The organism is Ectopseudomonas composti (genome assembly GCF_001567565.1).
Taxonomy (GTDB): domain Bacteria; phylum Pseudomonadota; class Gammaproteobacteria; order Pseudomonadales; family Pseudomonadaceae; genus Aquipseudomonas; species Aquipseudomonas composti_A.
This window is the reverse complement of the sequence record NZ_LSSW01000028.1, coordinates 282,033-302,874: the sequence shown is the minus strand read 5'-3', so window position 1 is coordinate 302,874 and position 20,842 is coordinate 282,033. Positions and strand designations below refer to the sequence as shown.

The window sequence follows — 20,842 nt, the reverse complement described above, 5'->3', positions numbered from 1 at the left end:
TAGGGTTTGTTCTAATCTAAAAAATGTCAGGGACAGCAATAGAAGGGACTCAGGATGAGAACCAACCAGATTGCGGGCTATAGCCTGCTCGAACTACTTCTAACACTGGCTGTGCTCGGCTTGCTAATGGGCATGGCAGTCCCCTCTTCCTCAGCCTGGCGAGAGCGCCAGCAGATGCACAGCCTGAAAACTGGACTATTCCATATGACCAGTAAGGCCCGCTATACGGCAATGACCAACCAGAGCCGGGCCACTCTCTGCCCTCTATCAGACCAAGGCATCTGCCGGCAAAGCTGGAGCGGAAGCATCAGCGCTTTTATCGATAGCAATGGTAATCGTCGCCTGGATCCGGGAGAAGAAATTATCAGCACACTCTACCTGCCCAGCAGCATCAATCTGCACTGGCGAGGAATGCTGCCGAATAACTCAATCCATTTCAGCAGCCAGGGAGTCACGTTCGTCAGTAACGGCACGATGAGCCTATGCCCGACCAAAGTCGGCGCGAAAGCAGGAGCATTAGTAATCAGTCGCCAAGGCCGGATAAAAACATCGGAAGAAGGCGCACGCTGCCCACCATGAGCATACCGCTCGACCATTCGGCACCACAAAGCCACCAGACGTCCCGACTGCCCTTGAAGCGCTTGGTATGAGCAGCAATGATGTGAAGCACATTGCAAGGACTCAGCCAGATGAAGCGACAACACGGATTCACCCTTATCGAGTTGATGATCACCTTGGTGATACTGGGGATCATTCTGGCTATAGCTATGCCGGCTATCACCGATTTCGCTATCAAACAACGCGTAAGCTCTAAAGCGAATGAAATGATGCTTTCTCTTGCATTTGCCAGAAGCGAGGCACTCAAGCTCAATCAAGATGTTCGCGTCATTCCACGCACAGGCACCGCCAATGGCTGGAGCGATGGCTGGTGTATAGGCCCCGCCACCATTGGCAATGACTGTAATCATGCGGACGTTATTCGGGTCTTCGCCGCAACCAACGGCGTGAGCATTACCAGCTCGGGCATCGGCAACCCACCAGTTCTGATTCTCCGCCGCAACGGCGCCGCATCAAACAACGTTAATGCATTTCTTAAAGTGACATCGCCAAATCTAAAGTCTACTGGCGACAATGCTCGGTGCATTACGCTGACCCCACTCGGCCGAGCGGAAATTGAAAAAACGACGCGCGACGCGGCCTGCTGACAGTCAAGGAATGCATATGAACTCATCTTCATACACGCAGCGCGGCGCTTCGCTAATCGAGGTACTGGTCGCTCTACTGATATTCACCGTCGGCCTTCTGGGGCTCGCTGCCATGCAGCTTAGCTCGCTGCAAAGCACTGCCGACAGCGGTCAACGCTCACAGTCGGTCTGGCTGATGCAAGACTTCATCGAGCGCATGCGCGCCAACCCGGATGGTACCGCAGCCGAATATGCCACCGCGCAAAACTGTGCAGTGTTGCCCGCTCGTATGTGTGCAGACTACTACAACCCAAGCACCGGGGCTAAAGTCAACGCCAGCGAGTGTAATGCCTCTCAGATGGCGGCCTTCGATGCCTGGGAGGCACAGTGCAGCTATGCCGCAATTGCTAACTTCAACACCATCGACGCACGCTTCAATAGCCGAGACTTCATAACTCCTCCAGCAGTCGGCAATCTGGTTGACGCTACTGCTGCCGGAAACAGCCTCGACCTGAGCCTGAACTGGCTCAACCGAAGCCACCCCAATGCTGCTACGAGCGACGGTGCCACAACTGAGTTGAGGATTGAACGATGAACTATCGCGAGTCCATTCAGCTCCCCAAGCAGTGCGGCTTCTCCATTGTCGAACTCTTGGTGGCTGTGGTCATCAGCATGTTGCTGCTGACTGGCGTCATTCAGGTATTTTTCTCCTCGAAGCAAACTTACGCCAGCAACGAAGCAGCGTCGCGCCTACAAGAAAACGGACGTTTTGCACTGGAGTTTATCGCTCAAAGTGCACGCCATGCCGGCTATGTAGAAGCAGCCAACTCAACAACCGCGCCACCTAACCCTATCGCGACACCTGGCGCCGCTAACTGTAATACTCCACGCGTCTGCAGCTCTCAGGGGGCAGGTAACGCGTCAGATACCATTGGTTTTGCATTGCAGCCACGAATGCTCGAGGGCGCCCGTCGAGATTGCCTGGGCAATACCCTCACCGGCTCCACCGCCAATACGGATCTGATAATCAACCATTTTGAAATTATCCCTGGAGCCAACGGTGCTCCCTCCGCGCTTGGCTGTAGGTCTTGGAACTTCACCAAAGGCGCCGGCGAATGGGTCGCAGGCCCCGGTGTTTCACCGCTGATTGATGGGGTGGATGCGCTGCAAATCCAGTATGGAATCAGCACCAGCGGTGATCGCAATAACGTCAACCAATATGTGTCTGCCGACCGCGTTACCGCATTGAACGCTTGGAACGACGTCGTAGCGGTTCGTATCGCCGTCCTGGCCAACTCGATCGACCGCGTAGACCCGCCCGCCCCGGCGCGCCGCTATGTATTGCTGGATGCTGCTCCGACGGCAGTTTTTGATGACGGCAGAGCCCGTCAGATATTCACCACCACTATCAAGTTACGCAACACTCTTTGAGGTCAGGCGCCATGAATATTACAGCCCCATCCCGTCAGACCGGTGCCACCCTGATCGTTGCACTGGTATTTCTGGTCGTGCTCACAATCGCCGGCATTACCGCCATGCAGTTTTCTACCTTGGAAGAGCGAATGGCCAGTAACTCGCAATTCCGTAACGAAACTTTCCAGCTGGCCCAGAACGAGATTCGCTCCGAACTTCTGGTATTCAATAGCAGCCTTTCTGGTCGCATGCCTTTGCTGGAAGCGCTGAACGCGGGCCGTTACTCCGACGGTGATGGCGGATATCCGAAAACGCTTACCGCCGCCCAGCTGCAGGTGCTCGGTCTTCCTGCCAGCACTGCAGGCAGAGGGGTAGACACGCAAACTCCCATCCCCGCCCCCGGTTTTACCGTGGTGCGGTTTACCCGCCCAAGTCTCTGCACGGGTGCAAGCCTCGAACGCTTCGAATGCACTGATTATGAATTGCAAACCCGCTCGCAGCTGAACAACGGCGCCTATTCGGATCAGTCGCAAGGCCTGGTCTTCATGAATACCAAGGGCTAGGGAGACTCAACATGTACAAATTTTTAGCCGCTCTTATGCTACCTATTGGCATGACCTTGAACGCTGGCGTATATGCTGAGGAAGATATCAACAGCTATACCCCACTAGAGATGATTGAAGCCACCATTCGTATGACAGGCGGCCACCCCTACGGCGAACTACGCCCCTGCCCGGAATGCCCCCTTCGTCTATTACCCTTCGCACCGGGCGCTTTTGTTTATATCAACGGTCAAAGAATGACGGCCGATAGCTTGCAGAATGGCCAAACCCTGAAAGGGACCGTCTTTCTGCAGAACAAACCTATTGACTCCATCCATGAAATCGTCGCCAAGTAACAGGACACTATAGAATATGAACATTCGCTCATTCTCACTCGTCCTCGGCAGCTTCATGTATGTTGGCCTAACTGCTCAGACTGCATTGGCAGACGACACTGAAATCTACGTTAGTCGAAAACTGCCAGAAGACCAGCAGGTTCGCCCCAACCTGATGTTTGTCATCGATAACTCTGGATCCATGGACTCTGCAGTTCCTGGCACGACTTGTGCCATCGCGGATCGAGACATTCGAAACCGTTGCGTTACCAAAGGCAGTGGTAGGAATAGAACTTACGAGCAGACACGCCTTCAGGTCGTAAAAGATGTAACCAATCAGCTCATAGAAGAACTGCGCTTAAGTGACGATGTAAACATCGGACTAATGCACTTCGACTCCTCTAACTCATATGAAGGCGGGATGGTTGCTATTCCGCTAGCACGTGTCAGCAGTAACGCGCAAGCATTCAAAACAGAACTAAACAGACTGTACGCATACTCAAACACACCTCTTTCTGAAAGTTACTATGAAGCAGCCCTATACATGAAGGGCCTACGACCAAAATTTGGAAATAACACATGGGCAGCATTTGAGAATGACAACGGCAGCGGCGGATACAGAACTAGCTACCCGAGCGTAGCTGCATCAAAGAATGGAAACAATTATAAATCCCCCATTGAATACTCCTGCCAGAAAAGCAATATCATCCTGCTGACTGACGGAGCGCCGACATCTGATAACTCTGCCAACGCGGATATCCGAGCACTGGTCAACACTCCTGGCGCAGCGAATTCTCAATATCTCGCGAGCAGCTGTGGTAGCGGTAATGGCCAATGCATGCCTCATCTTGCAGAGCACCTGGCCAACCAAGACGTTAGCAGCAGCCAGCCGGGCAAACAGACCATCAGTACCTACACCATCGGTTTCACCACCAACCAGACGCTACTGCAGAATACTGCCACTGCTGGCAACGGTCGCTATTTCACCACAGACAACACCTCCGGTCTGGTATCGGCGCTCAAGTCGATCTTGGTGGAAATCCTGGCCGAGAACACCACCTTCGCCACCCCCAGTGTCGCGGTGAGTGCATATAACAACCTGGGCTTCCGCAATGACCTCTATTACGCGCTGTTTCGCCCGGCCGAGGGTGCGCGCTGGGTCGGCAACGTCAAACGCTACACACTCAAGCCCGAGAACACCGATGCACAAGGCAACACCGTTGCAGCACAGATCGTCGACAAGAACGGTCAACCGGCAGTCGACGAAGCAACGGGCTTCTTCAAAGAAAGTGCGTCCAGTTATTGGTCATCGCTTGACGGCAGAGATGTGGCCAAGGGCGGTGTAGCCGGTATGCTGAGCAGCCCTAGCAGTCGCAACATCTACACCTGGACAGCTGCCGACCGCTCCCCGACGGCCAGCGCGGGGGTTACCGGCAGCGTGCTACTGAGCACTAGCGCGTATGCTCTGACCACGGGCAATAACGCCATTACCAATGCCCTCATGGGCGTCACTAGCGCCACCGCAAGAGAGCGCGCCATCAAGTGGGGGCGCGGTCTGGATCCTGACGATGGAGACCAAGCGCGCCAGCAACTGGCTGATGTGCTGCACAACGAACCTCGCCTGGTAGCCTACAAGACCGATGAGGACCTCCTGCGCGTCGAAAAAGCCAAGAAGGGTGAAACGACATCCCCCGAACAGCTCTATATGTTCTTCGGCACCAATGAGGGCTTCATCCATGCCGTCGACCCCAAGACTGGCGAAGAACAGTTCGCGTTCATTCCGAAAGAGCTGCTGCCCAACCTCGATGCCTATTACCGCGACCCCAAGGGCTCCGAGAACAAGCGCTATGGTATGGACGGTCAGTTCAACCTCTGGGTTGAATACGGCGCACTCAACACTGCGACCAAAACTCGTGATATCGCCAAGAGCATTCTTTACGCCGGCATGCGCCGCGGGGGCCGCAATTACTATGCGCTGGATGTCGGCACAATAAGCGCTCCTGCAATGAAATGGGTGATCAAAGGTGGCACTACTCCCGGCTTCGAAAAATTGGGTCAGACCTGGTCCACCCCCAAACTGGCCGACATCAACGTCAACGGTACAAAGACCAAGGTGCTCATCTTCAGCGGCGGCTACGATCCCCAGCAGGACAACGACAGCCCCAATACACCGCTGGCGAACGACAGCTATGGCAACAGCCTGTATATCGTCAACGCTGAAACCGGCAAGTTGATCTGGCGAGCCGGCCACACAACAGAAACTGGAGCCAATCTGCAACTGCCCAACATGACCCATAGCATGCCCGCTGACCCGGTGATCATCGATATCAACGGAGATGGCCTAGCCGATATTCTGTATGCAGCCGATAGCAGGGCGCAGGTTTTCCGCTTCGACATCAACAATGCCAACACCGGTGCAGCCAACCTGGCAACCGGTGGCCGTATCGCCAGCCTTGGCGGTGACACAGCCCTGAGTAATCGTAGGTTTTTCAGCACGCCGGACGTGGCATTAATCCGTGAACGCGGCGGCAAGACCTACTTCACAATCTCCCTCGGTTCGGGCTACCGCGCTCACCCACTCAACGAGGACACCATCGATCGTTTCTACGTGCTGCGAGATGCCAATGTTTTCAACAAACCGAGCACCTACACCACCATGACCGAGAGCGACTTGGTGGACGTATCCAGCGTCGACCTGACAGACGCCCAGGCTGCGAAGATACTTGAGGACATTGCGGAGCTCGAGGCCAAGATCAATGCCTTGAATGCTTCCGTAGGCTCAGCTCGAGATGTGTTCAACGCCTACAAGGATTCGTCCGGCTTCACTGCGGCATACAACGCGATGCTGCAGGCGAATAGTAGCGCCAATGACACTCAAGCCCAGATCGACGCCATCATGGCCGCCGACCCCTACCTGCAACCCCATGCGGTCGAAAGCGTTGAGCAGAACAAGTTGCAGCAAGGCCTACTGGAAAGCCAGCAAACCCTAAAAGCCATGCAGCAGGCGCGTACCGATGCCGAAGCCGACCTGGCCAGCAAGCAAGTCGCCTACGATACAGCGCTCGCCAATCGTAATGCCGCTCAGGCAGCCTATGACGCAGATAGCTCTCCACAGAACTTGCAGGCGCTTAGTGACGCTCAAACTGCCTACGACGCCGCCTCAAGTGCACGCGATCAGTCAGAAGCGAAACAGCAAGCGCTGTCCACCTATAGCCAGTCGCTAGCCGAAAGCTACGGTGCTCTAATCAGTCTGCAAAGTGGGCTGAGCACCCTCTACCAAGCCATTATCGATAAAGAGCAGGCGCTTCTCGACGCCAAGGCGGCCTCTGCTAGTGATGAGACCATCACCAACCTACAAGCCGACCTGGACGGCCTGAACCAGAGCTATGCCGCTAGCCCCGAGGCGGATCAACGCAACGATCTCAATGACGGCCAAACCAGCACTGCCCTGCAAGACGCTCTAGCGCAGCTCAATAGCGCAATCAGTGCAGGGGACAACACCGCGATAAGCCAAGCACTGTCCGAATTGCAGGCCCTGACCGGATCGGCCTCCCCGGCACCAAACGAGGCCGACCTACTGGCCCGCGACGAGGCGAGCAAGAACACCGCGCTCGCGAATAACGCGGCCAACCTGACCAGCAATGTGGCGCTGATTGCACAGCTGGAGAACACCCGCAACGACCTTCGCGCCCAGTCTGACGCAGCGCAGGTGAACGCCAACCTGATCTCCAGCGCCGCCTATGACCAAGGCTCAGGGTTGCTCACGCCGGAACAGTTGGCCGCAGCCAAGGAGATCTACGGCGACGACCTGACGGAGTTCGAAGCCTATCAGTTCCTGGTTGATCAGGCGCAACTGGCAACACTCGATGAAACCAATGGCCTGCCGGCACTGCGCGATCAGATAAATACTCTCTATGCTCAACTGACCCCTGGAAACAGTTACGTACCTAACCGATCGTTGCTGGCCAATAGCAAGGGCTGGTTCCTTCGCCTACCAAAGGGCGAGAAAATACTCTCTGCGTCCTTGTCCTTCCGTGGCGCGGTACTGTTCAACACATTCAGTCCACGAGGTGAGACCGTCACCACCTGCGGTCCAGACGTCGGTCGCGGCCGAGCCTACGCCCTTAGCCTGATCGACGCCGGCGCGATCTTTACCAAGAATGAGGTGCCAATTCGTAGTTATGCCTTGGTGCGCTCGGGGATTCCACCCTCTCCAGCAATCGTGTTCTCCGATGACGGCACCCCGAACATTGTTAACGGCTCGGAAATTGGCGGCTTGGGGGCTGGCGGTGGCGACAAACCGGGGCCAGACGGCTGCGTGGAGGGTACAGAGTTCTGCGAAAATCCCGCACCAGTATCCACGACCTACTGGAGAGAAAACTGATGCGACAACAGCGCGGCTTCACACTGATTGAACTTATGATTGTGGTGGCGATAATCGGCGTACTAGCCGCCATCGCCTACCCCAACTATCAGCAGTACCTGCTCAAGGCAGGCCGCTCAGACGGTCACGCAAAGCTGACACAGATCATGCAGGCTCAGGAGCGCTTCTATTCTCAGAATCAAAGCTATACCACCAACCTAGGCGTTGGTGGGCTAGCCTTCCCGGGCATTGCAGCTAACGCTCCAGTAGTTAGCGATGAAGGGAGGTATAGTATTGCTGCCGAAGCATGCGCGGCAGGCACGCCACTAGCCCGCTGCGTGAGGCTTGTTGCCACTGCAGTGGGCCCCCAAGCAGCCGACGCGCAATGCGGTAACCTTGGGCTTAACAGTCAAGGTATAAAGACCGAAACAGGCACTGGTACAGTTGAAAACTGCTGGTAGACAAGCAAAATAAAAAACCGGCTTCTAGCCGGTTTTTTGCTGTTTCTATACCAATATCTAAACGTGCTTAACCCTCAACTCCTTCGGCATCGAGAACGTAATGTTCTCCGGCCGCCCATCCAGTTCCGTCTCCCCCGCCGCCCCCCACGCACGCAGCTGTTCCACCACGCCGCGTACCAAAACCTCCGGGGCTGAGGCGCCAGCGGTAATGCCAATACCCTTCATACCTTCGAACCACTCGGCACGCATGTCTTCGGCGCCGTCGATCAGATAGGCCGGCGTGCCCATACGCTCGGCCAGCTCACGCAGGCGGTTGGAGTTGGAGCTGTTGGGGCTGCCGACCACCAGCAGCACGTCGCATTCGCTGGCGAGCTGTTTGACCGCGTCCTGGCGGTTCTGCGTGGCGTAGCAGATATCGTCCTTGCGCGGGCCGCCGATGGCGGGAAACTTGGCGCGCAGGGCGTCGATCACCTTGCTGGTGTCATCCATGGACAGAGTGGTCTGGGTGACGAACGCCAGGTTCTCAGGGTTGCGCACCTGCAGCTCGGCGACGTCCGCCTCGTCTTCCACCAGATAGATAGCGCCGCCATTGCTGGCGTCGTACTGGCCCATGGTGCCTTCGACTTCCGGGTGGCCTTCGTGACCGATGAGGATGCACTCACGCCCCTCGCGGCTGTAGCGCACCACTTCCATATGCACCTTGGTGACTAGCGGACAGGTGGCGTCGAAGACCTTAAGGCCACGGCGCTCGGCCTCGTCGCGCACGGCCTTGGAGACGCCGTGGGCACTGAAGATGACGATGACGTCGTCCGGTACCTGGTCCAGCTCTTCGACGAACACCGCGCCGCGGGCGCGCAGGTCCTCGACCACGAACTTGTTGTGCACCACTTCATGACGCACGTAGATGGGCGGGCCGAATACTTCCAGGGCGCGGTTGACGATTTCGATGGCGCGGTCAACGCCGGCGCAGAAACCGCGGGGATTGGCGAGTTTGATATGCATGCTGGCTGTCTCGGTATTGATCGGGGATCGCAAAGACATGCGGAGTCGATCCCGGAAGATACAGCCTGCGCGGGATCAGTGCAGGCTGCAAGAAGAGCTTCGCGGCTGAAGCCGCTCCTACGGAGCGGCGGTGCAGGTCAGAGCGCTTTGACCTCGATGATTTCTACATCGAACTGCAGCACCTTGCCGGCCAGCGGATGGTTGAAGTCGATGGTGACCTGCTTGTCATCGAACGCCTTGACCACACCGGGTAGCTCGGTATTGGCGGCATCGTTGAAGATCACCAGCAACCCTTCGGAAAGCTCCATGCCCTCGAACTGGCTGCGCGGCATGATCTGCACGTTCTGTGGGTTGGGCTGGCCGAAGCCCTGCTCCGGCTGAACCTGCACGCTGCGCTTGTCGCCGGCCTTGAAGCCATACAGCGCCTGTTCGAAACCAGGCAGCAGATTGCCATCGCCAACCTTGAAGGTCGCCGGCTGCTTGTCGAACGTACTGTCGACCACATCGCCGTTCTCCAGCTTGAGGGCGAAATGCAGGGTCACTTCCCTGTCCGGACCGATGCGTACGTCTGTCATTGCGCAGCCTCCTTCGCGGACTTGTCGCTCTTGAACATATCCAGCGCCAGCAGGATGGCGCCGATGGTGATGAAGCTATCGGCGAGATTGAACGCCGGGAAATACCAACGGTTCTGCCAGTGCACCAGGATGAAATCGACCACGTGACCGAGCACCACGCGGTCGTACAGATTACCCAACGCACCGCCCAGGACCATGGCCAACGCCACGGCCAACAGGGTCTCGTGGCGCTTGAGGCGTTTGAGCCAGACCACCAGCACCACGCTGACCACCACCGCGATGGCGGCGAAGAACCAACGCTGCCAACCATCGGCATCGGCCAGGAAGCTGAATGCCGCGCCGGTGTTGTAGGCCAGGGTCCAGTCGAAGTAATCAGGGATGACCTGAATACGCTGGTACATGCTCAAACTGCCTTCGAAGAAGTCCTTGCTGACGCGGTCGACGACCAGAATCAGCACACTCAGCAACAGCCAGGGCAAGTGCCCGAAGCGCGAGGTATCAGGCATGCTTGCGCACCTCACCGTCACCCTCGATGTTGCTCACGCAGCGGCTGCACAGCTCCGGATGCGCGGCGTGGCTGCCGACGTCGGCGCGCAGGTGCCAGCAACGACCGCACTTGGCATGCGCGGACTTGACGATCTTCAGCTTCAAACCCGGCACCTCGGTGGCGACGGCATCGGCCGGCGCATCCGCCAGGGGCGCGGTGGCAGCAGCCGAGGTGATCAGCGCGAAGCGCAGCTCGTCACCGAGCTTGGCCAGATCGCCGCTCAGGGCGTCGTCACTGAACAGGGTGACTTCCGCCTGCAGGCTGGCACCGATGGCCTTGCTCGCACGCATGGCCTCCAGCTCCTTGTTGACCGCGCCCTTGACCGCCATGACGCGCTCCCAATAGGCGTTGTCCAGCTCGAAGCCTTGCGGCAGACGCGCCAGGTTTTCGTACCAGGTGGCCAGCATCACCGACTCGGCGCGCTCACCCGGCAGGAACTGCCAGATTTCCTCGGCGGTGAACGCCAGGATCGGCGCCACCCAGCGCACCAGCGCCTCGCAGATGTGGAACAGCGCACTCTGGCAGGAACGGCGGGCGATGCTGTCCGGCGCGGTGGTGTACTGGCGGTCCTTGATGATGTCCAGATAGAAGCCGCCCAGCTCCTGCACGCAGAAGTTGTGCACCTTGGAATACACGTTCCAGAAGCGGTACTCGCCGTAGGCCTCGGTCAGCTCGTCCTGCAGACGCGCGGTGGCGTCGACGGCCCAGCGGTCCAGATCGAGCATCTGCTCGGCCGGCAGCAGGTCGGTAGCCGGGTTGAAACCATTGAGGTTGGCCAACATGAAGCGCGCGGTGTTACGAATGCGGCGGTAGGCGTCGGCACTGCGCTGCAGGATCTGGTCGGAGACGGCCATTTCGCCGGAGTAGTCGGTCGAGGCCACCCACAGGCGCAGGATGTCGGCGCCCATGCTGTCGATGACCTTCTGCGGCGCAACCACGTTGCCGAGGGACTTGGACTGCTTGCGGCCCTGCTCGTCGACGGTGAAGCCGTGGGTCAGCAGTTCCTTGTACGGCGCGTGGCCGTCGATGGCGCAGCCGGTCAGCAGGGACGAGTGGAACCAGCCACGGTGCTGGTCGGAGCCTTCCAGATAGAGGTCAGCCACCGGACCGCTGCTATGCGCCAGGTCAGCGTGTGAGCCGCGCAGCACGTGCCAGTGAGTGGTACCGGAATCGAACCACACGTCCAGGGTGTCGCGGCTCTTGTCGTACTGGTCAGCCTCGGCGCCCAGCAGCTCGGCGGCGTCCAGCTTGAACCAGGCTTCGATGCCTTCTTGCTCGACGCGCTTGGCGACTTCCTCCATCAGCTCGACGGTACGCGGGTGCAGCTCGCCGCTCTCCTTGTGAGTGAAGAACGGGATCGGCACGCCCCAGTTACGCTGACGCGAGATGCACCAGTCCGGACGACCGGCGATCATGCTGTGCAGGCGCGCCTGGCCCCAGGCCGGGACGAACTTGGTTTCCTCGATGGCTGCCAGGGAGCGCTCACGCAGGGTGCCGCCCTCCTTCGGCTGGCTGTCCATGCCGACGAACCACTGCGCGGTGGCGCGGTAGATCAACGGCGTCTTGTGGCGCCAGCAGTGCATGTAGCTGTGGCTGATGGTGGCGTGCTTGAGCAGCGCTCCGACTTCTTCGAGCTTGGCGACGATGGCCGGGTTGGCCTTCCAGATGAACTGGCCGCCGAAGAACGGCAGCGACTCGGCGTACACGCCGTTGCTCTGCACCGGATTGAGAATGTCGTCGTTGCTCATGCCGTACGCCTTGCAGGTACGGAAGTCGTCCTCGCCGTAGGCCGGCGCGGAGTGAACGATACCGGTACCAGCACCCAGCTCGACGTAGTCGGCCAGGTAGATCGGCGACAGCCGCTCATACAGCGGGTGACGGAAGTTGATCAGGTCCAGCGACGCGCCCGGCGCGGTGGCAATCACCTCGCCCAGCAGGTCGTAGCGCTGCAGGCAGCTTTCGACCATCTCTTCGGCCAGCAGCAGCAGGCGATCACCAACGTCGACCAGGGCGTAGGTGAATTCCGGGTGTACGTTCAGCGCCTGGTTGGCCGGGATGGTCCAGGGCGTGGTGGTCCAGATGACGATGGAGGCCGGCTTGCTCAGGCTGGCCAGACCGAAGGCAGCGGCCAGCTTGTCGGCATCGGCGACCGGGAAGGCGACGTCGATGGCTTCGGACTTCTTGTCCATATACTCGACTTCGGCCTCGGCCAGTGCCGAGCCGCAATCGAAGCAGAAGTTGACCGGCTTGAGGCCCTTGAACACGAAACCATTCTTGACCATTTCCGCCAGGGCGCGGATTTCGCCGGCCTCGTTGGCGAAGTTCATGGTCAGGTACGGGTTGTTCCAGTCGCCCAACACACCGAGACGGATGAAGTTGGCCTTCTGCTCTTCCACCTGCTCGGCCGCGTAGGTGCGGCAGCGCTCGCGGGTCAGATCCGCCGGCTGGTTCTTGCCGAAGGTGGTTTCGACCTTGTGCTCGATCGGCAGGCCATGGCAGTCCCAACCCGGCACGTACGGCGCGTCGAAGCCGGCCATGGTCTTGGAACGGGTGATGATGTCCTTGAGGATCTTGTTCAGCGCGTGGCCGATGTGAATGCTGCCGTTGGCGTAGGGCGGGCCATCGTGCAGGATGAACTTCGGACGCCCCTCGCCCGCCTTGCGCAGCTTCTCGTACAGGCCAATATCAATCCAGCGCTGCAGGGTCTGCGGCTCGCGTTGCGGCAGGCCAGCCTTCATCGGGAAGGGGGTATCGGGCAGGTTCAGCGTGGCTTTGTAATCGGTCATGTCGGACTCTTCATCAGCGAGTGGCTCTGCCAATATTCACGGGCAGTTGCAATATCGGCGGCAATCGCCGCCTTCAAAGCCTCCAGCGAGGCGAAACGCTGCTCATCACGCAGCTTGTGGTGGAAAGCCACCGAGAGGCGCCGGCCATACAGGTCGCCGGCAAAATCCAGAAGGTGCACTTCCAGATGGGCACTGCCGTCACCGGCAACGCTGGGTCGCACGCCGATATTGGCGACGCCCGGTTGAATCACGCCATCGATCTCACAGCTCACCAGGTAGACGCCGGTCAGCGGCACCTTGCGCCGCTTGAGCTGGATATTGGCAGTCGGAGCATCGAGCTGGCGGCCGAGCTTCTGCCCGTGCAATACGCGCCCGGCGATGCGAAACGGCCGACCGAGCAAGGCTTCAGCCAAGTCGAAATCGCCATCAGCCAGCGCCTGGCGCACACGGGTGCTGCTGACCCGGCCACCGCGAACCTCAACCGTGGTCGAGGCATCGACACTGAAGCCATGACGCATTCCAGCCGCCTTGAGAAATTCGAAGTCACCGGCCCGGTCGCAACCGAAGCGGAAATCGTCGCCGATCTCCAGGTCCTTGACCTTGAGCCCATCGACCAGCACGCGCTGCACGAACTCGGCCGCAGACAACTCCCGCAGCCGGCGGTTGAACGCCAGGCACAGCACCATGTCGACGCCTTCGGCAGCCAGCAGAGCAAGCTTGTCGCGCAGACGAGTCAGGCGCGCCGGAGCGGTGTCCGGGCCGAAGAACTCACGTGGCTGAGGCTCGAAGATCACCACGCAACTGGGCACGGCCAATTCCGCGGCGCGCTCACGCAGGCGCGCCAGAATGGCCTGGTGCCCACGATGAACGCCGTCGAAATTACCGATGGTGACCACACAGCCCCGCGCCTGGGGCTGCAGGTTATGAAGACCTCGAACCAGCTGCATAGCACGCTTCTTGTTCACAAAGTGGCCGATTATACGCACAGCGCGCCATGCACAACAGGCATCGCGACGCCAGGAACCCTACAAAGCCCGACGGGCAAAGTCGCGAGGACGGAAGCCCAGCAGCAGCAGCATGCCGAAGTAGGCGACCAGGCCAGCCGCCACCAGCGCGCCGAGGCGCAGCAGACGCACGAACATCTCCCCTTCCGCCCAGGCCGGCATGATCTGCAGCAGGCCCAGCAGCACGGCGACCATCACCACCACCGCCACCGCCAGCTTGAACAGGAACACGCCCCAGCCCGGCAGCGGCTGGAAGATATCGGCACGGCGCAGCTGCCAGTAGAGCAGGCCGGCGTTGAGACAGGCCGCCAGGCTGATCGCCAGCGCCAGACCAGCATGAGCCAGCGGACCGATCAGCACCAGGTTCATCAGTTGGGTGAACACCAGGGTCACGACAGCGATCTTCACCGGTGTCTTGATGTTCTGCTGAGCATAGAAACCGGGCGCGAGAATCTTCACCAGAATGATGCCGAGCAGGCCGATGGAGTAGGCGATCAGCGCCTGCTGGGTCATCACGGCATCAGTGGCAGTGAACTTGCCGTACTGGAACAGCGACACGGTCAGCGCCTCGGCCAGCACCGCCAGCGCCAGCGCACTGGGCAGTACCAGCAAGAAGCACAGGCGCAGGCCCCAATCGAGCAGACGGCGATATTCCTCGCGATCACGACTGGCATAGGTCTTGGAAAGAGCCGGCAACAGGATGGTGCCCAGCGCCACGCCCAGCACGCCCGATGGCAGCTCCATCAGGCGATCGGCGTAATACATCCAGGACACCGAGCCCGCCACCAGGAAGGAGGCGAAGATGGTGTTGATGATCAGCGAAATCTGGCTCACCGACACCCCGAAGATCGCCGGCCCCATCTGCTTGAGCACACGCCAGACGCCCATGTCACCGAAATTCAGCCTCGGCAGCACCAGCATGCCGATCTTCTTCAGGTGTGGCAGCTGCCAGAGCAGTTGAGCCAGACCGCCGACCAGCACCGCCCACCCCAGGGCCATGATGGGTGGGTCGAAATAAGGCGTCAGGAACAGCGCGAAGACGATCATGCTGACGTTGAGCAGGGTCGGTACGAATGCCGGCACCGAGAAGCGGTTCCAGGTATTGAGGATGGCGCCAGCCAGCGATGACAGGGAGATCAGCAATATATAAGGAAAGGTCACCCGCAGCAGGTCGACCGTCAGCTCGAAGCGCTGCGCCTCATCGGCAAAACCTGGCGCCGTGGCCCAGACGATCCAGGGAGCGGCCAGCACGCCAAGCGCCGTGACCAACGCCAGCACCAGGGTCAGCAAACCGCAAACGTAGGCGATGAAGGTGCGCGTCGCCTCCTCGCCCTGCTGCATCTTGTATTCGGCCAGAATGGGCACGAAGGCCTGGGAGAAGGCGCCTTCGGCGAAGATGCGGCGAAGCAGATTGGGCAACTTGAACGCCACCACGAAGGCATCCGACGCCACGCCAGCCCCGAAGGTGCGGGCGATGATCGTGTCGCGCACGAACCCCAGCACGCGAGACACCATGGTCAGGGAGCTGACGGCAGCCAGGGACTTGAGCAGATTCATGGGGTATTTCAGCTTCCATAAAGAGGTGCATTAGCGGACAATCCGCCGCCAACGAGGGCGTCGAGTGTAGCGAGCCACCGCTGGTCAGGCCAGCAGCTAAAAGCACCCGCGGACTTGACAGCTGATAGTCATGTCGGCATGATTCGCGGCCTTAATTTGTGTAAACCCCCCAGTTTTCGAGGAGCTTGACGGTGGCCAACTCACCTTCTGCCAAAAAACGCGCCAAACAGGCTGAGAAGCGCCGTAGCCATAACGCCAGCCTGCGCTCGATGGTTCGTACCTACATCAAGAACGTGGTCAAGGCTATTGCTGCCAAAGATCTCGATCTTGCCAAAACCGCTTACACCGCAGCTGTTCCGGTCATCGACCGCATGGCTGACAAAGGCATCATCCACAAGAACAAAGCCGCTCGTCACAAGAGCCGCCTGAACGCGCACATCAAGGCGCTGGGCGAAGCTGCTGCCGCCTAATCGCGACAGGTTCTTGAAAAACCGGCCCTAGAGGCCGGTTTTTTATTGCCCTGCATTCCGTATGCGCAAAGGTGGCCGCCACGGATGACAGGCCATAAAAAAGGTTCTTCGCATATTTTGGGGAAAGTGCGGGCTGACACCGGACTGGCAAGTTTGTGTGCGGATCGCTTACTGACTTAGCACTATCCGTCACCGTGTTTACTGAGCGTTTGGGTTGCGCCCCTTACGGGCGCCACACCTTTCTTGCTTGCCCAAGAAAGGTGTGCCAAAGAAGGGCACCCCGGCATCCGGGTTTCGCTACGCGAAACTTCCCTCGTTCCAGTGCTGCTCCGGGGGCCGGCTTACAAGGGCCGTCCCTGCCCTTTAAGCCTCTCGCCGCATCCATGCGGCTCGCCCCCTACGCAACACCTCCACTCGGCCTGCTGAAGGGGACCAGGTCGCGAGCTTGCGACATCTCCGGAAGACCAAAGTCGGCAGCGTTTAGCTTTTGCTCTTGAAGTGCGATCTCACAGACGACGCCCAAGTCCCCCTTCAGGAGGCCGAGTGGAATCACCGTGGAAGGGGTTGAGCGACATGGATGTCGCGAGAGCTGCGATGAGCCAGGGATGGCCCTTCGCAGCGTGCCCCTGGAACGGTTATGGAAGGAGGGAACCCCGGCGCAGCCGGGGCCGTATGCAGGGGTGTGTTTCTTTGCTTACTTTCTTTGCACAAGCAAAGAAAGTAAGTCGCCCGTAAGGGGCGAAACCCATCAGACCAGGCCGTGCGCTAATGGAGAGTGCCAGGTCATCGACAGCTAACACGTAATTGCCAGTCCGGTGTCAAGCGTATCGTCCCCACGAGAACGCGAAGAACCATAAAAAATGCCCGCCTCCGCAAGGAAGCAGGCATTTTCGATACGGCGAAGGTCAGCCACGAGCGGCCTTGATCACTTCGATATAAGGCTCGGCATTGCGCTGATCCTGAATCAACGCGATAAAGTCATGGCCCTGCGCATCAGTAGCCGCGAGGTCGTAGCCTGCGGCTTTGAAGAAACCCACAAAACGCTCGAAGTCATCGACACGCAGACCGCGATAAGCCTTGACCAGCTTATGCAGCGAAGGCGGCGTGGCATCCGCCGGTTCCACCGCAAGGAACAGCTTGACCGAGTCATCGCTGATTTCTTCGCCAATCACCTGCTTCTTGTCTTTACGCATCGCCCGCTCCCGCCAACATTACAGAGGGCCGGCAGTGTACCGCCGAGCTGCGCGCGGCTCAACGCACAGCCCGGCAGGCTAACACGCGAAAAATCGACACGACAGCCGACCTAGGTCATGCCGCGCCGTGCAAACTGGCCCCTATAATGCGCCAAGCCATTAGGAAGCCAGCATGTCACGACCATCGTTACCGCTGTTCGCCGCCTGGCGCCAAACCCTGCGCGCGGGCTACTCCTGGAAGGCCCTGCGCGGCGACCTCAGCGCCGGCCTGACGGTCGGCATCATCGCCATTCCGCTGGCCATGGCGCTGGCCATCGCCGTGGGCGTGGCGCCGCAGCACGGCCTCTACACCGTGCTGATCGCCGCGCCCCTGATCGCGCTATGCGGCGGCTCGCGCTTCAACATATCCGGCCCCACCGCCGCCTTCGTGGTGATCCTGCTGCCGATCACTCAGCAATACGGCCTCGGCGGATTGCTGCTGTGCACGCTGATGGCCGGCGTGATCCTGATCGCCATGGGTCTGCTGCGCGCCGGACGCCTGATCGAGTTCGTGCCTTATCCGGTGACGCTGGGCTTTACCGCCGGTATCGGCATCGTCATCGCCGTCCTGCAGATCAAGGACCTGTTCGGCCTGCACCTGGCCGGCACTCCCCAGCACCTGCTGGAGCAGGTGAACCTGTTGATTCACGCCCTGCCCAGCCTGCAGCTTGGCGACAGCCTGGTCGGCGTCGCATGCCTGGCAACACTGCTGATCTGGCCGCGCCTGGTGCCGAAGATTCCCGCGCACCTGGTCGCCCTGGCGATCGGCGCCCTGCTCGCGCTTGCCCTGGAACAGCTGGGCCTGCATGTGGCGACGCTGGGCGAGCGCTTCAGCTATCAGCTCGATGGCATCGAGTATCCCGGCATCCCGCCTTTCCTGCCGGACCTGGCGCTGCCCTGGAATCTGCCGGGCGCCGACGGCCAACCACTGGTGCTGTCATTCGAGCTGATCCGCCAGCTGCTGGCGCCGGCCTTCGCTATCGCCATGCTCGGCGCCATCGAGTCACTGCTGTGCGCCGTCGTCGCCGACGGCATGACCGGCAGCAAACATGATCCCAATGCCGAACTGATCGGCCAGGGCCTGGGCAACCTGGCCGCTCCTTTCTTTGGCGGCATTACCGCCACCGCCGCCATAGCCCGCACGGCAGCCAACGTGCGGGCAGGCGCCTTTTCTCCCGTGGCGGCACTGGTGCATGCAGGCGTGGTGCTGGCGGCGATTCTGCTGCTCGCCCCATTGTTCAGCTATCTGCCCATGGCGGCCCTGGCCGCGCTGCTGCTGATGGTGGCGTGGAACATGAGCGAGCCCCAGCATGTGGTCCATACCCTGCGCATCGCTCCACGCAGCGACGTGCTGGTACTGCTGACCTGCCTGGTGCTGACGGTGCTGTTCGACATGGTGCTGGCCGTCGGCGTCGGCCTGCTGCTGGCGGCCGGGCTGTTCATCAAGCGCATGAGCGAACTGACCGATACCGCAGCACTGAGCCGCCAACAGCGAGAAGCCCTGCGTGACCTGCCCGCACATGTGCTGGCCTACGCCATTCGCGGCCCGCTGTTCTTCGGCGCGGCAGAAAAGGCGCTGAGCGTGCTGCGGCGTTTCACCCCGGGGGTAAGGGTCGTCATCGTCGACATCAGCGCCGTGCCACTGCTGGACATGACCGCCCTGGCGGCACTGGACAACGTGCTACGCGACTATCGCCAACAGGGCATCGCCCTGATTCTCAGCGGCCCAACTGCGCAGGTCCGGCTGCAGCTGCGCCGCGCCGGCATTCACCGACGTGCTGGGCAGCTGGCTTATGTGCGTGATCTGCCGCAGGCGCGGGAGAAAGCCTTGCGCTGGCTGGATGACGCAGCGCAAGAGACGCCATCCGACTAGGGTACGCCGGACAGCGAACAAGAGGGCGCATTAGCCGCGCCCAAGGATCAGGATAAAGAGGCTTACAGCCCCTTGACCGCGAAGATGCCAGCGGCGTTGCGCCAGTAGCCCTTGTAGTCCATGCCGTAACCGAAGATGTAACGGTCGATGCACTGCAGGCCCATGTAATCGGCCTTCAGATCAGGCCGTGCCTTGCGGTCATGTTCCTTGTCGATCAGCACCGCGGTGTGCACGGCACGTGCGCCAGCGTGCCGGCAGAAATCGATGATCGCGCCCAGGGTGTGCCCTTCGTCGAGGATGTCGTCGATGATCAGCACGTCGCGGTCGATGAAGGAGACTTCCGGCTTGGCCTTCCAGAACAGCTCGCCACCGCTGGTTTCATTGCGGTAGCGCGTGGCGTGCAGGTAGGACGCTTCCAGCGGGAAGTTCAGCTTGGTCAGCAGCTTGCCGGCGAAGATCAGGCCGCCGTTCATTACGCAGAACACCACCGGATTGCACTCGGCCAGCTCGGCGTTGATCTGGCTGGCGACCTTGTCGATGGCCGCTTCCACCTCGGCTTCGGTGAACAGGCAGTCGGCTTCCGCCATGATTTGGCGAATGTGCGCGAGATCGGCGGACATGATGAGCTCTCTCTTGATCGGACTGATGAATGGCGGCGAACAGCCTGAAAGCTGATCGAGTCGTCAAATAAAAGCGGGCAAAGGTACAGACCCGTGCAGCACTTGCCAAGTATCGCCTGACCAGCGTAGCCGATGCGCAGCGCAGGACGCTGTGACTCATCAGTCACCCACCACTTGGCATGAGCAATGCTTTAATCTAACGCGATTTTTCCCAGAGCCCCGTTGGAGATCCCAGCCCATGCCCACTCGCGAGATCCGCCACCCGCTGATCCGTCACAAGATCGGCCTGATGCGCCGCGCCGATATCAGCACCAAGAATTTCCGTGAGCTGGCCCAGGAAGTGGGCGCCCTGCTGACTTATGAAGCCACCAACGACCTGCCATTGGAAGCCTACGACATCGAAGGCTGGGCAGGCACCGTGCAGGTCGAGAAGATCGCCGGCAAGAAAATCACCGTGGTGCCCATCCTGCGCGCCGGCATCGGCATGCTCGACGGCGTGCTCAGCCTGATCCCCGGCGCCAAGGTCAGCGCCGTGGGTGTCGCGCGCAACGAGGAAACCCTCGAAGCGCACACCTACCTGGAAAAGCTCGCGCCGGAAATCGACTCGCGCCTGGCGCTGATCATCGACCCGATGCTGGCCACCGGCGGCTCGATGGTCGCCACCATCGATCTGCTGAAAAAAGCCGGCTGCAAGGACATCCGCGCCATGGTCTTGGTTGCCGCTCCGGAAGGCATCAAGGCCGTCGAGCAGGCTCACCCGGACGTGACCATCTTCACCGCCTCCATCGATCAGTGCCTGAACGAGCACGGCTACATCATTCCGGGCCTGGGCGATGCCGGCGACAAGATCTTCGGCACCAAGCAGAAGGACGCCTGAC

Annotated in this window: 19 protein-coding genes; 11 read left to right on the top strand and 8 right to left on the bottom strand. The window is 59.9% G+C overall.

Annotated features, from left to right (window positions below):
• Window positions 1-54 precede the first annotated feature (54 nt).
• From PCLY_RS24550 to PCLY_RS16155, 8 genes are all read left to right on the top strand, one after another.
• The gene (locus tag PCLY_RS24550) at window positions 55-579 is read left to right on the top strand and encodes a GspH/FimT family protein (RefSeq protein ID WP_082768088.1); all 525 of its coding nucleotides are present in this window, start codon (window positions 55-57) and stop codon (window positions 577-579) included.
• A gap of 110 nt (window positions 580-689) precedes the next feature.
• Window positions 690-1,205, top strand: a complete 516-nt coding sequence (locus PCLY_RS25225; RefSeq protein WP_061240658.1) for a GspH/FimT family pseudopilin — start codon at window positions 690-692, stop codon at window positions 1,203-1,205.
• 16 nt (window positions 1,206-1,221) lie between these two features.
• A complete protein-coding gene (pilV, locus tag PCLY_RS16180; protein WP_061240657.1) occupies window positions 1,222-1,779 on the top strand; it encodes a type IV pilus modification protein PilV in 558 nt (185 codons plus the stop codon).
• Window positions 1,776-2,615, top strand: a complete 840-nt coding sequence (locus PCLY_RS16175) for a PilW family protein (RefSeq protein ID WP_061240656.1) — start codon at window positions 1,776-1,778, stop codon at window positions 2,613-2,615. The genes pilV and PCLY_RS16175 overlap by 4 nt, the downstream gene beginning before the upstream one ends.
• Before the next feature lie 11 nt (window positions 2,616-2,626).
• On the top strand, window positions 2,627-3,160 hold the full coding sequence (locus tag PCLY_RS16170) for a pilus assembly PilX family protein (RefSeq protein ID WP_061240655.1): 534 nt from the start codon (window positions 2,627-2,629) through the stop codon (window positions 3,158-3,160).
• Window positions 3,161-3,171: 11 nt separating this feature from the next.
• A complete protein-coding gene (locus tag PCLY_RS16165) occupies window positions 3,172-3,495 on the top strand; it encodes a hypothetical protein (protein WP_061240654.1) in 324 nt (107 codons plus the stop codon).
• A gap of 16 nt (window positions 3,496-3,511) precedes the next feature.
• Window positions 3,512-7,858 carry a PilC/PilY family type IV pilus protein gene (locus tag PCLY_RS16160; protein ID WP_061240653.1) on the top strand — a complete coding sequence of 1,449 codons (4,347 nt, stop codon included), beginning with the start codon at window positions 3,512-3,514 and terminating at the stop codon, window positions 7,856-7,858.
• Window positions 7,858-8,298 (top strand): type IV pilin protein, encoded by a 441-nt coding sequence (locus tag PCLY_RS16155; RefSeq protein ID WP_061240652.1) that lies wholly within the window; start codon window positions 7,858-7,860, stop codon window positions 8,296-8,298. The genes PCLY_RS16160 and PCLY_RS16155 overlap by 1 nt, the downstream gene beginning before the upstream one ends.
• A 57-nt stretch (window positions 8,299-8,355) precedes the next feature.
• Here PCLY_RS16155 and ispH read toward each other — a convergent pair whose 3' ends face one another.
• The 6 genes from ispH to murJ form a co-directional block, all read right to left on the bottom strand.
• Entirely contained in the window at window positions 8,356-9,300 is a 945-nt protein-coding gene (ispH, locus tag PCLY_RS16150; protein ID WP_061240651.1) for a 4-hydroxy-3-methylbut-2-enyl diphosphate reductase, read from the bottom strand.
• 137 nt (window positions 9,301-9,437) lie between these two features.
• Window positions 9,438-9,875: an FKBP-type peptidyl-prolyl cis-trans isomerase gene (locus PCLY_RS16145; protein WP_061240650.1), complete on the bottom strand. Its 438-nt coding sequence runs from the start codon at window positions 9,873-9,875 to the stop codon at window positions 9,438-9,440.
• On the bottom strand, window positions 9,872-10,381 hold the full coding sequence (gene lspA, locus PCLY_RS16140) for a signal peptidase II (protein ID WP_061240649.1): 510 nt from the start codon (window positions 10,379-10,381) through the stop codon (window positions 9,872-9,874). The genes PCLY_RS16145 and lspA overlap by 4 nt, the downstream gene beginning before the upstream one ends.
• A complete protein-coding gene (gene ileS, locus PCLY_RS16135) occupies window positions 10,374-13,208 on the bottom strand; it encodes an isoleucine--tRNA ligase (protein WP_061240648.1) in 2,835 nt (944 codons plus the stop codon). Before ileS ends, lspA begins: the two co-directional genes overlap by 8 nt.
• Window positions 13,205-14,155: a bifunctional riboflavin kinase/FAD synthetase gene (gene ribF / locus PCLY_RS16130; protein ID WP_061240647.1), complete on the bottom strand. Its 951-nt coding sequence runs from the start codon at window positions 14,153-14,155 to the stop codon at window positions 13,205-13,207. The genes ileS and ribF overlap by 4 nt, the downstream gene beginning before the upstream one ends.
• A 78-nt stretch (window positions 14,156-14,233) precedes the next feature.
• Window positions 14,234-15,769, bottom strand: a complete 1,536-nt coding sequence (murJ, locus tag PCLY_RS16125) for a murein biosynthesis integral membrane protein MurJ (RefSeq protein WP_061240646.1) — start codon at window positions 15,767-15,769, stop codon at window positions 14,234-14,236.
• Window positions 15,770-15,960: 191 nt separating this feature from the next.
• Between murJ and rpsT the strand changes: the two genes are divergently transcribed.
• The gene (gene rpsT / locus PCLY_RS16120) at window positions 15,961-16,239 is read left to right on the top strand and encodes a 30S ribosomal protein S20 (RefSeq protein ID WP_061240645.1); all 279 of its coding nucleotides are present in this window, start codon (window positions 15,961-15,963) and stop codon (window positions 16,237-16,239) included.
• A 905-nt stretch (window positions 16,240-17,144) separates the two neighbouring features.
• Here the strand turns inward: rpsT and PCLY_RS16115 are convergent.
• The gene (locus PCLY_RS16115) at window positions 17,145-17,432 is read right to left on the bottom strand and encodes a PA4642 family protein (protein WP_061240644.1); all 288 of its coding nucleotides are present in this window, start codon (window positions 17,430-17,432) and stop codon (window positions 17,145-17,147) included.
• Window positions 17,433-17,604: 172 nt separating this feature from the next.
• On the opposite strand from PCLY_RS16115, the gene dauA reads away from it, so the two are divergent.
• Window positions 17,605-19,344, top strand: coding sequence for a C4-dicarboxylic acid transporter DauA (dauA, locus tag PCLY_RS16110; RefSeq protein ID WP_061240643.1), 1,740 nt, complete (start codon window positions 17,605-17,607; stop codon window positions 19,342-19,344).
• Window positions 19,345-19,406: 62 nt separating this feature from the next.
• Here dauA and PCLY_RS16105 read toward each other — a convergent pair whose 3' ends face one another.
• Complete coding sequence (locus tag PCLY_RS16105) at window positions 19,407-19,964, bottom strand: hypoxanthine-guanine phosphoribosyltransferase (protein ID WP_061240642.1); 558 nt, start codon at window positions 19,962-19,964, stop codon at window positions 19,407-19,409.
• A gap of 238 nt (window positions 19,965-20,202) precedes the next feature.
• Between PCLY_RS16105 and upp the strand changes: the two genes are divergently transcribed.
• Window positions 20,203-20,841 carry a uracil phosphoribosyltransferase gene (gene upp / locus PCLY_RS16100; protein WP_041977009.1) on the top strand — a complete coding sequence of 213 codons (639 nt, stop codon included), beginning with the start codon at window positions 20,203-20,205 and terminating at the stop codon, window positions 20,839-20,841.
• The last annotated feature ends 1 nt before the right edge of the window (window position 20,842 follow it).

Bases quoted from the DNA above. Each gene is read 5' to 3' on its own strand.
- PCLY_RS24550 (WP_082768088.1), top strand. From the start codon at position 55: ATGAGAACCAACCAGATTGCGGGCTATAGCCTGCTCGAACTACTTCTA.
- PCLY_RS25225 (WP_061240658.1), top strand. From the start codon at position 690: ATGAAGCGACAACACGGATTCACCCTTATCGAGTTGATGATCACCTTG.
- pilV (WP_061240657.1), top strand. From the start codon at position 1,222: ATGAACTCATCTTCATACACGCAGCGCGGCGCTTCGCTAATCGAGGTA.
- PCLY_RS16175 (WP_061240656.1), top strand. From the start codon at position 1,776: ATGAACTATCGCGAGTCCATTCAGCTCCCCAAGCAGTGCGGCTTCTCC.
- PCLY_RS16170 (WP_061240655.1), top strand. From the start codon at position 2,627: ATGAATATTACAGCCCCATCCCGTCAGACCGGTGCCACCCTGATCGTT.
- PCLY_RS16165 (WP_061240654.1), top strand. From the start codon at position 3,172: ATGTACAAATTTTTAGCCGCTCTTATGCTACCTATTGGCATGACCTTG.
- PCLY_RS16160 (WP_061240653.1), top strand. From the start codon at position 3,512: ATGAACATTCGCTCATTCTCACTCGTCCTCGGCAGCTTCATGTATGTT.
- PCLY_RS16155 (WP_061240652.1), top strand. From the start codon at position 7,858: ATGCGACAACAGCGCGGCTTCACACTGATTGAACTTATGATTGTGGTG.
- ispH (WP_061240651.1), bottom strand. From the start codon at position 9,300: ATGCATATCAAACTCGCCAATCCCCGCGGTTTCTGCGCCGGCGTTGAC.
- PCLY_RS16145 (WP_061240650.1), bottom strand. From the start codon at position 9,875: ATGACAGACGTACGCATCGGTCCGGACAGGGAAGTGACCCTGCATTTC.
- lspA (WP_061240649.1), bottom strand. From the start codon at position 10,381: ATGCCTGATACCTCGCGCTTCGGGCACTTGCCCTGGCTGTTGCTGAGT.
- ileS (WP_061240648.1), bottom strand. From the start codon at position 13,208: ATGACCGATTACAAAGCCACGCTGAACCTGCCCGATACCCCCTTCCCG.
- ribF (WP_061240647.1), bottom strand. From the start codon at position 14,155: ATGCAGCTGGTTCGAGGTCTTCATAACCTGCAGCCCCAGGCGCGGGGC.
- murJ (WP_061240646.1), bottom strand. From the start codon at position 15,769: ATGAATCTGCTCAAGTCCCTGGCTGCCGTCAGCTCCCTGACCATGGTG.
- PCLY_RS16115 (WP_061240644.1), bottom strand. From the start codon at position 17,432: ATGCGTAAAGACAAGAAGCAGGTGATTGGCGAAGAAATCAGCGATGAC.
- dauA (WP_061240643.1), top strand. From the start codon at position 17,605: ATGTCACGACCATCGTTACCGCTGTTCGCCGCCTGGCGCCAAACCCTG.
- PCLY_RS16105 (WP_061240642.1), bottom strand. From the start codon at position 19,964: ATGTCCGCCGATCTCGCGCACATTCGCCAAATCATGGCGGAAGCCGAC.
- upp (WP_041977009.1), top strand. From the start codon at position 20,203: ATGCCCACTCGCGAGATCCGCCACCCGCTGATCCGTCACAAGATCGGC.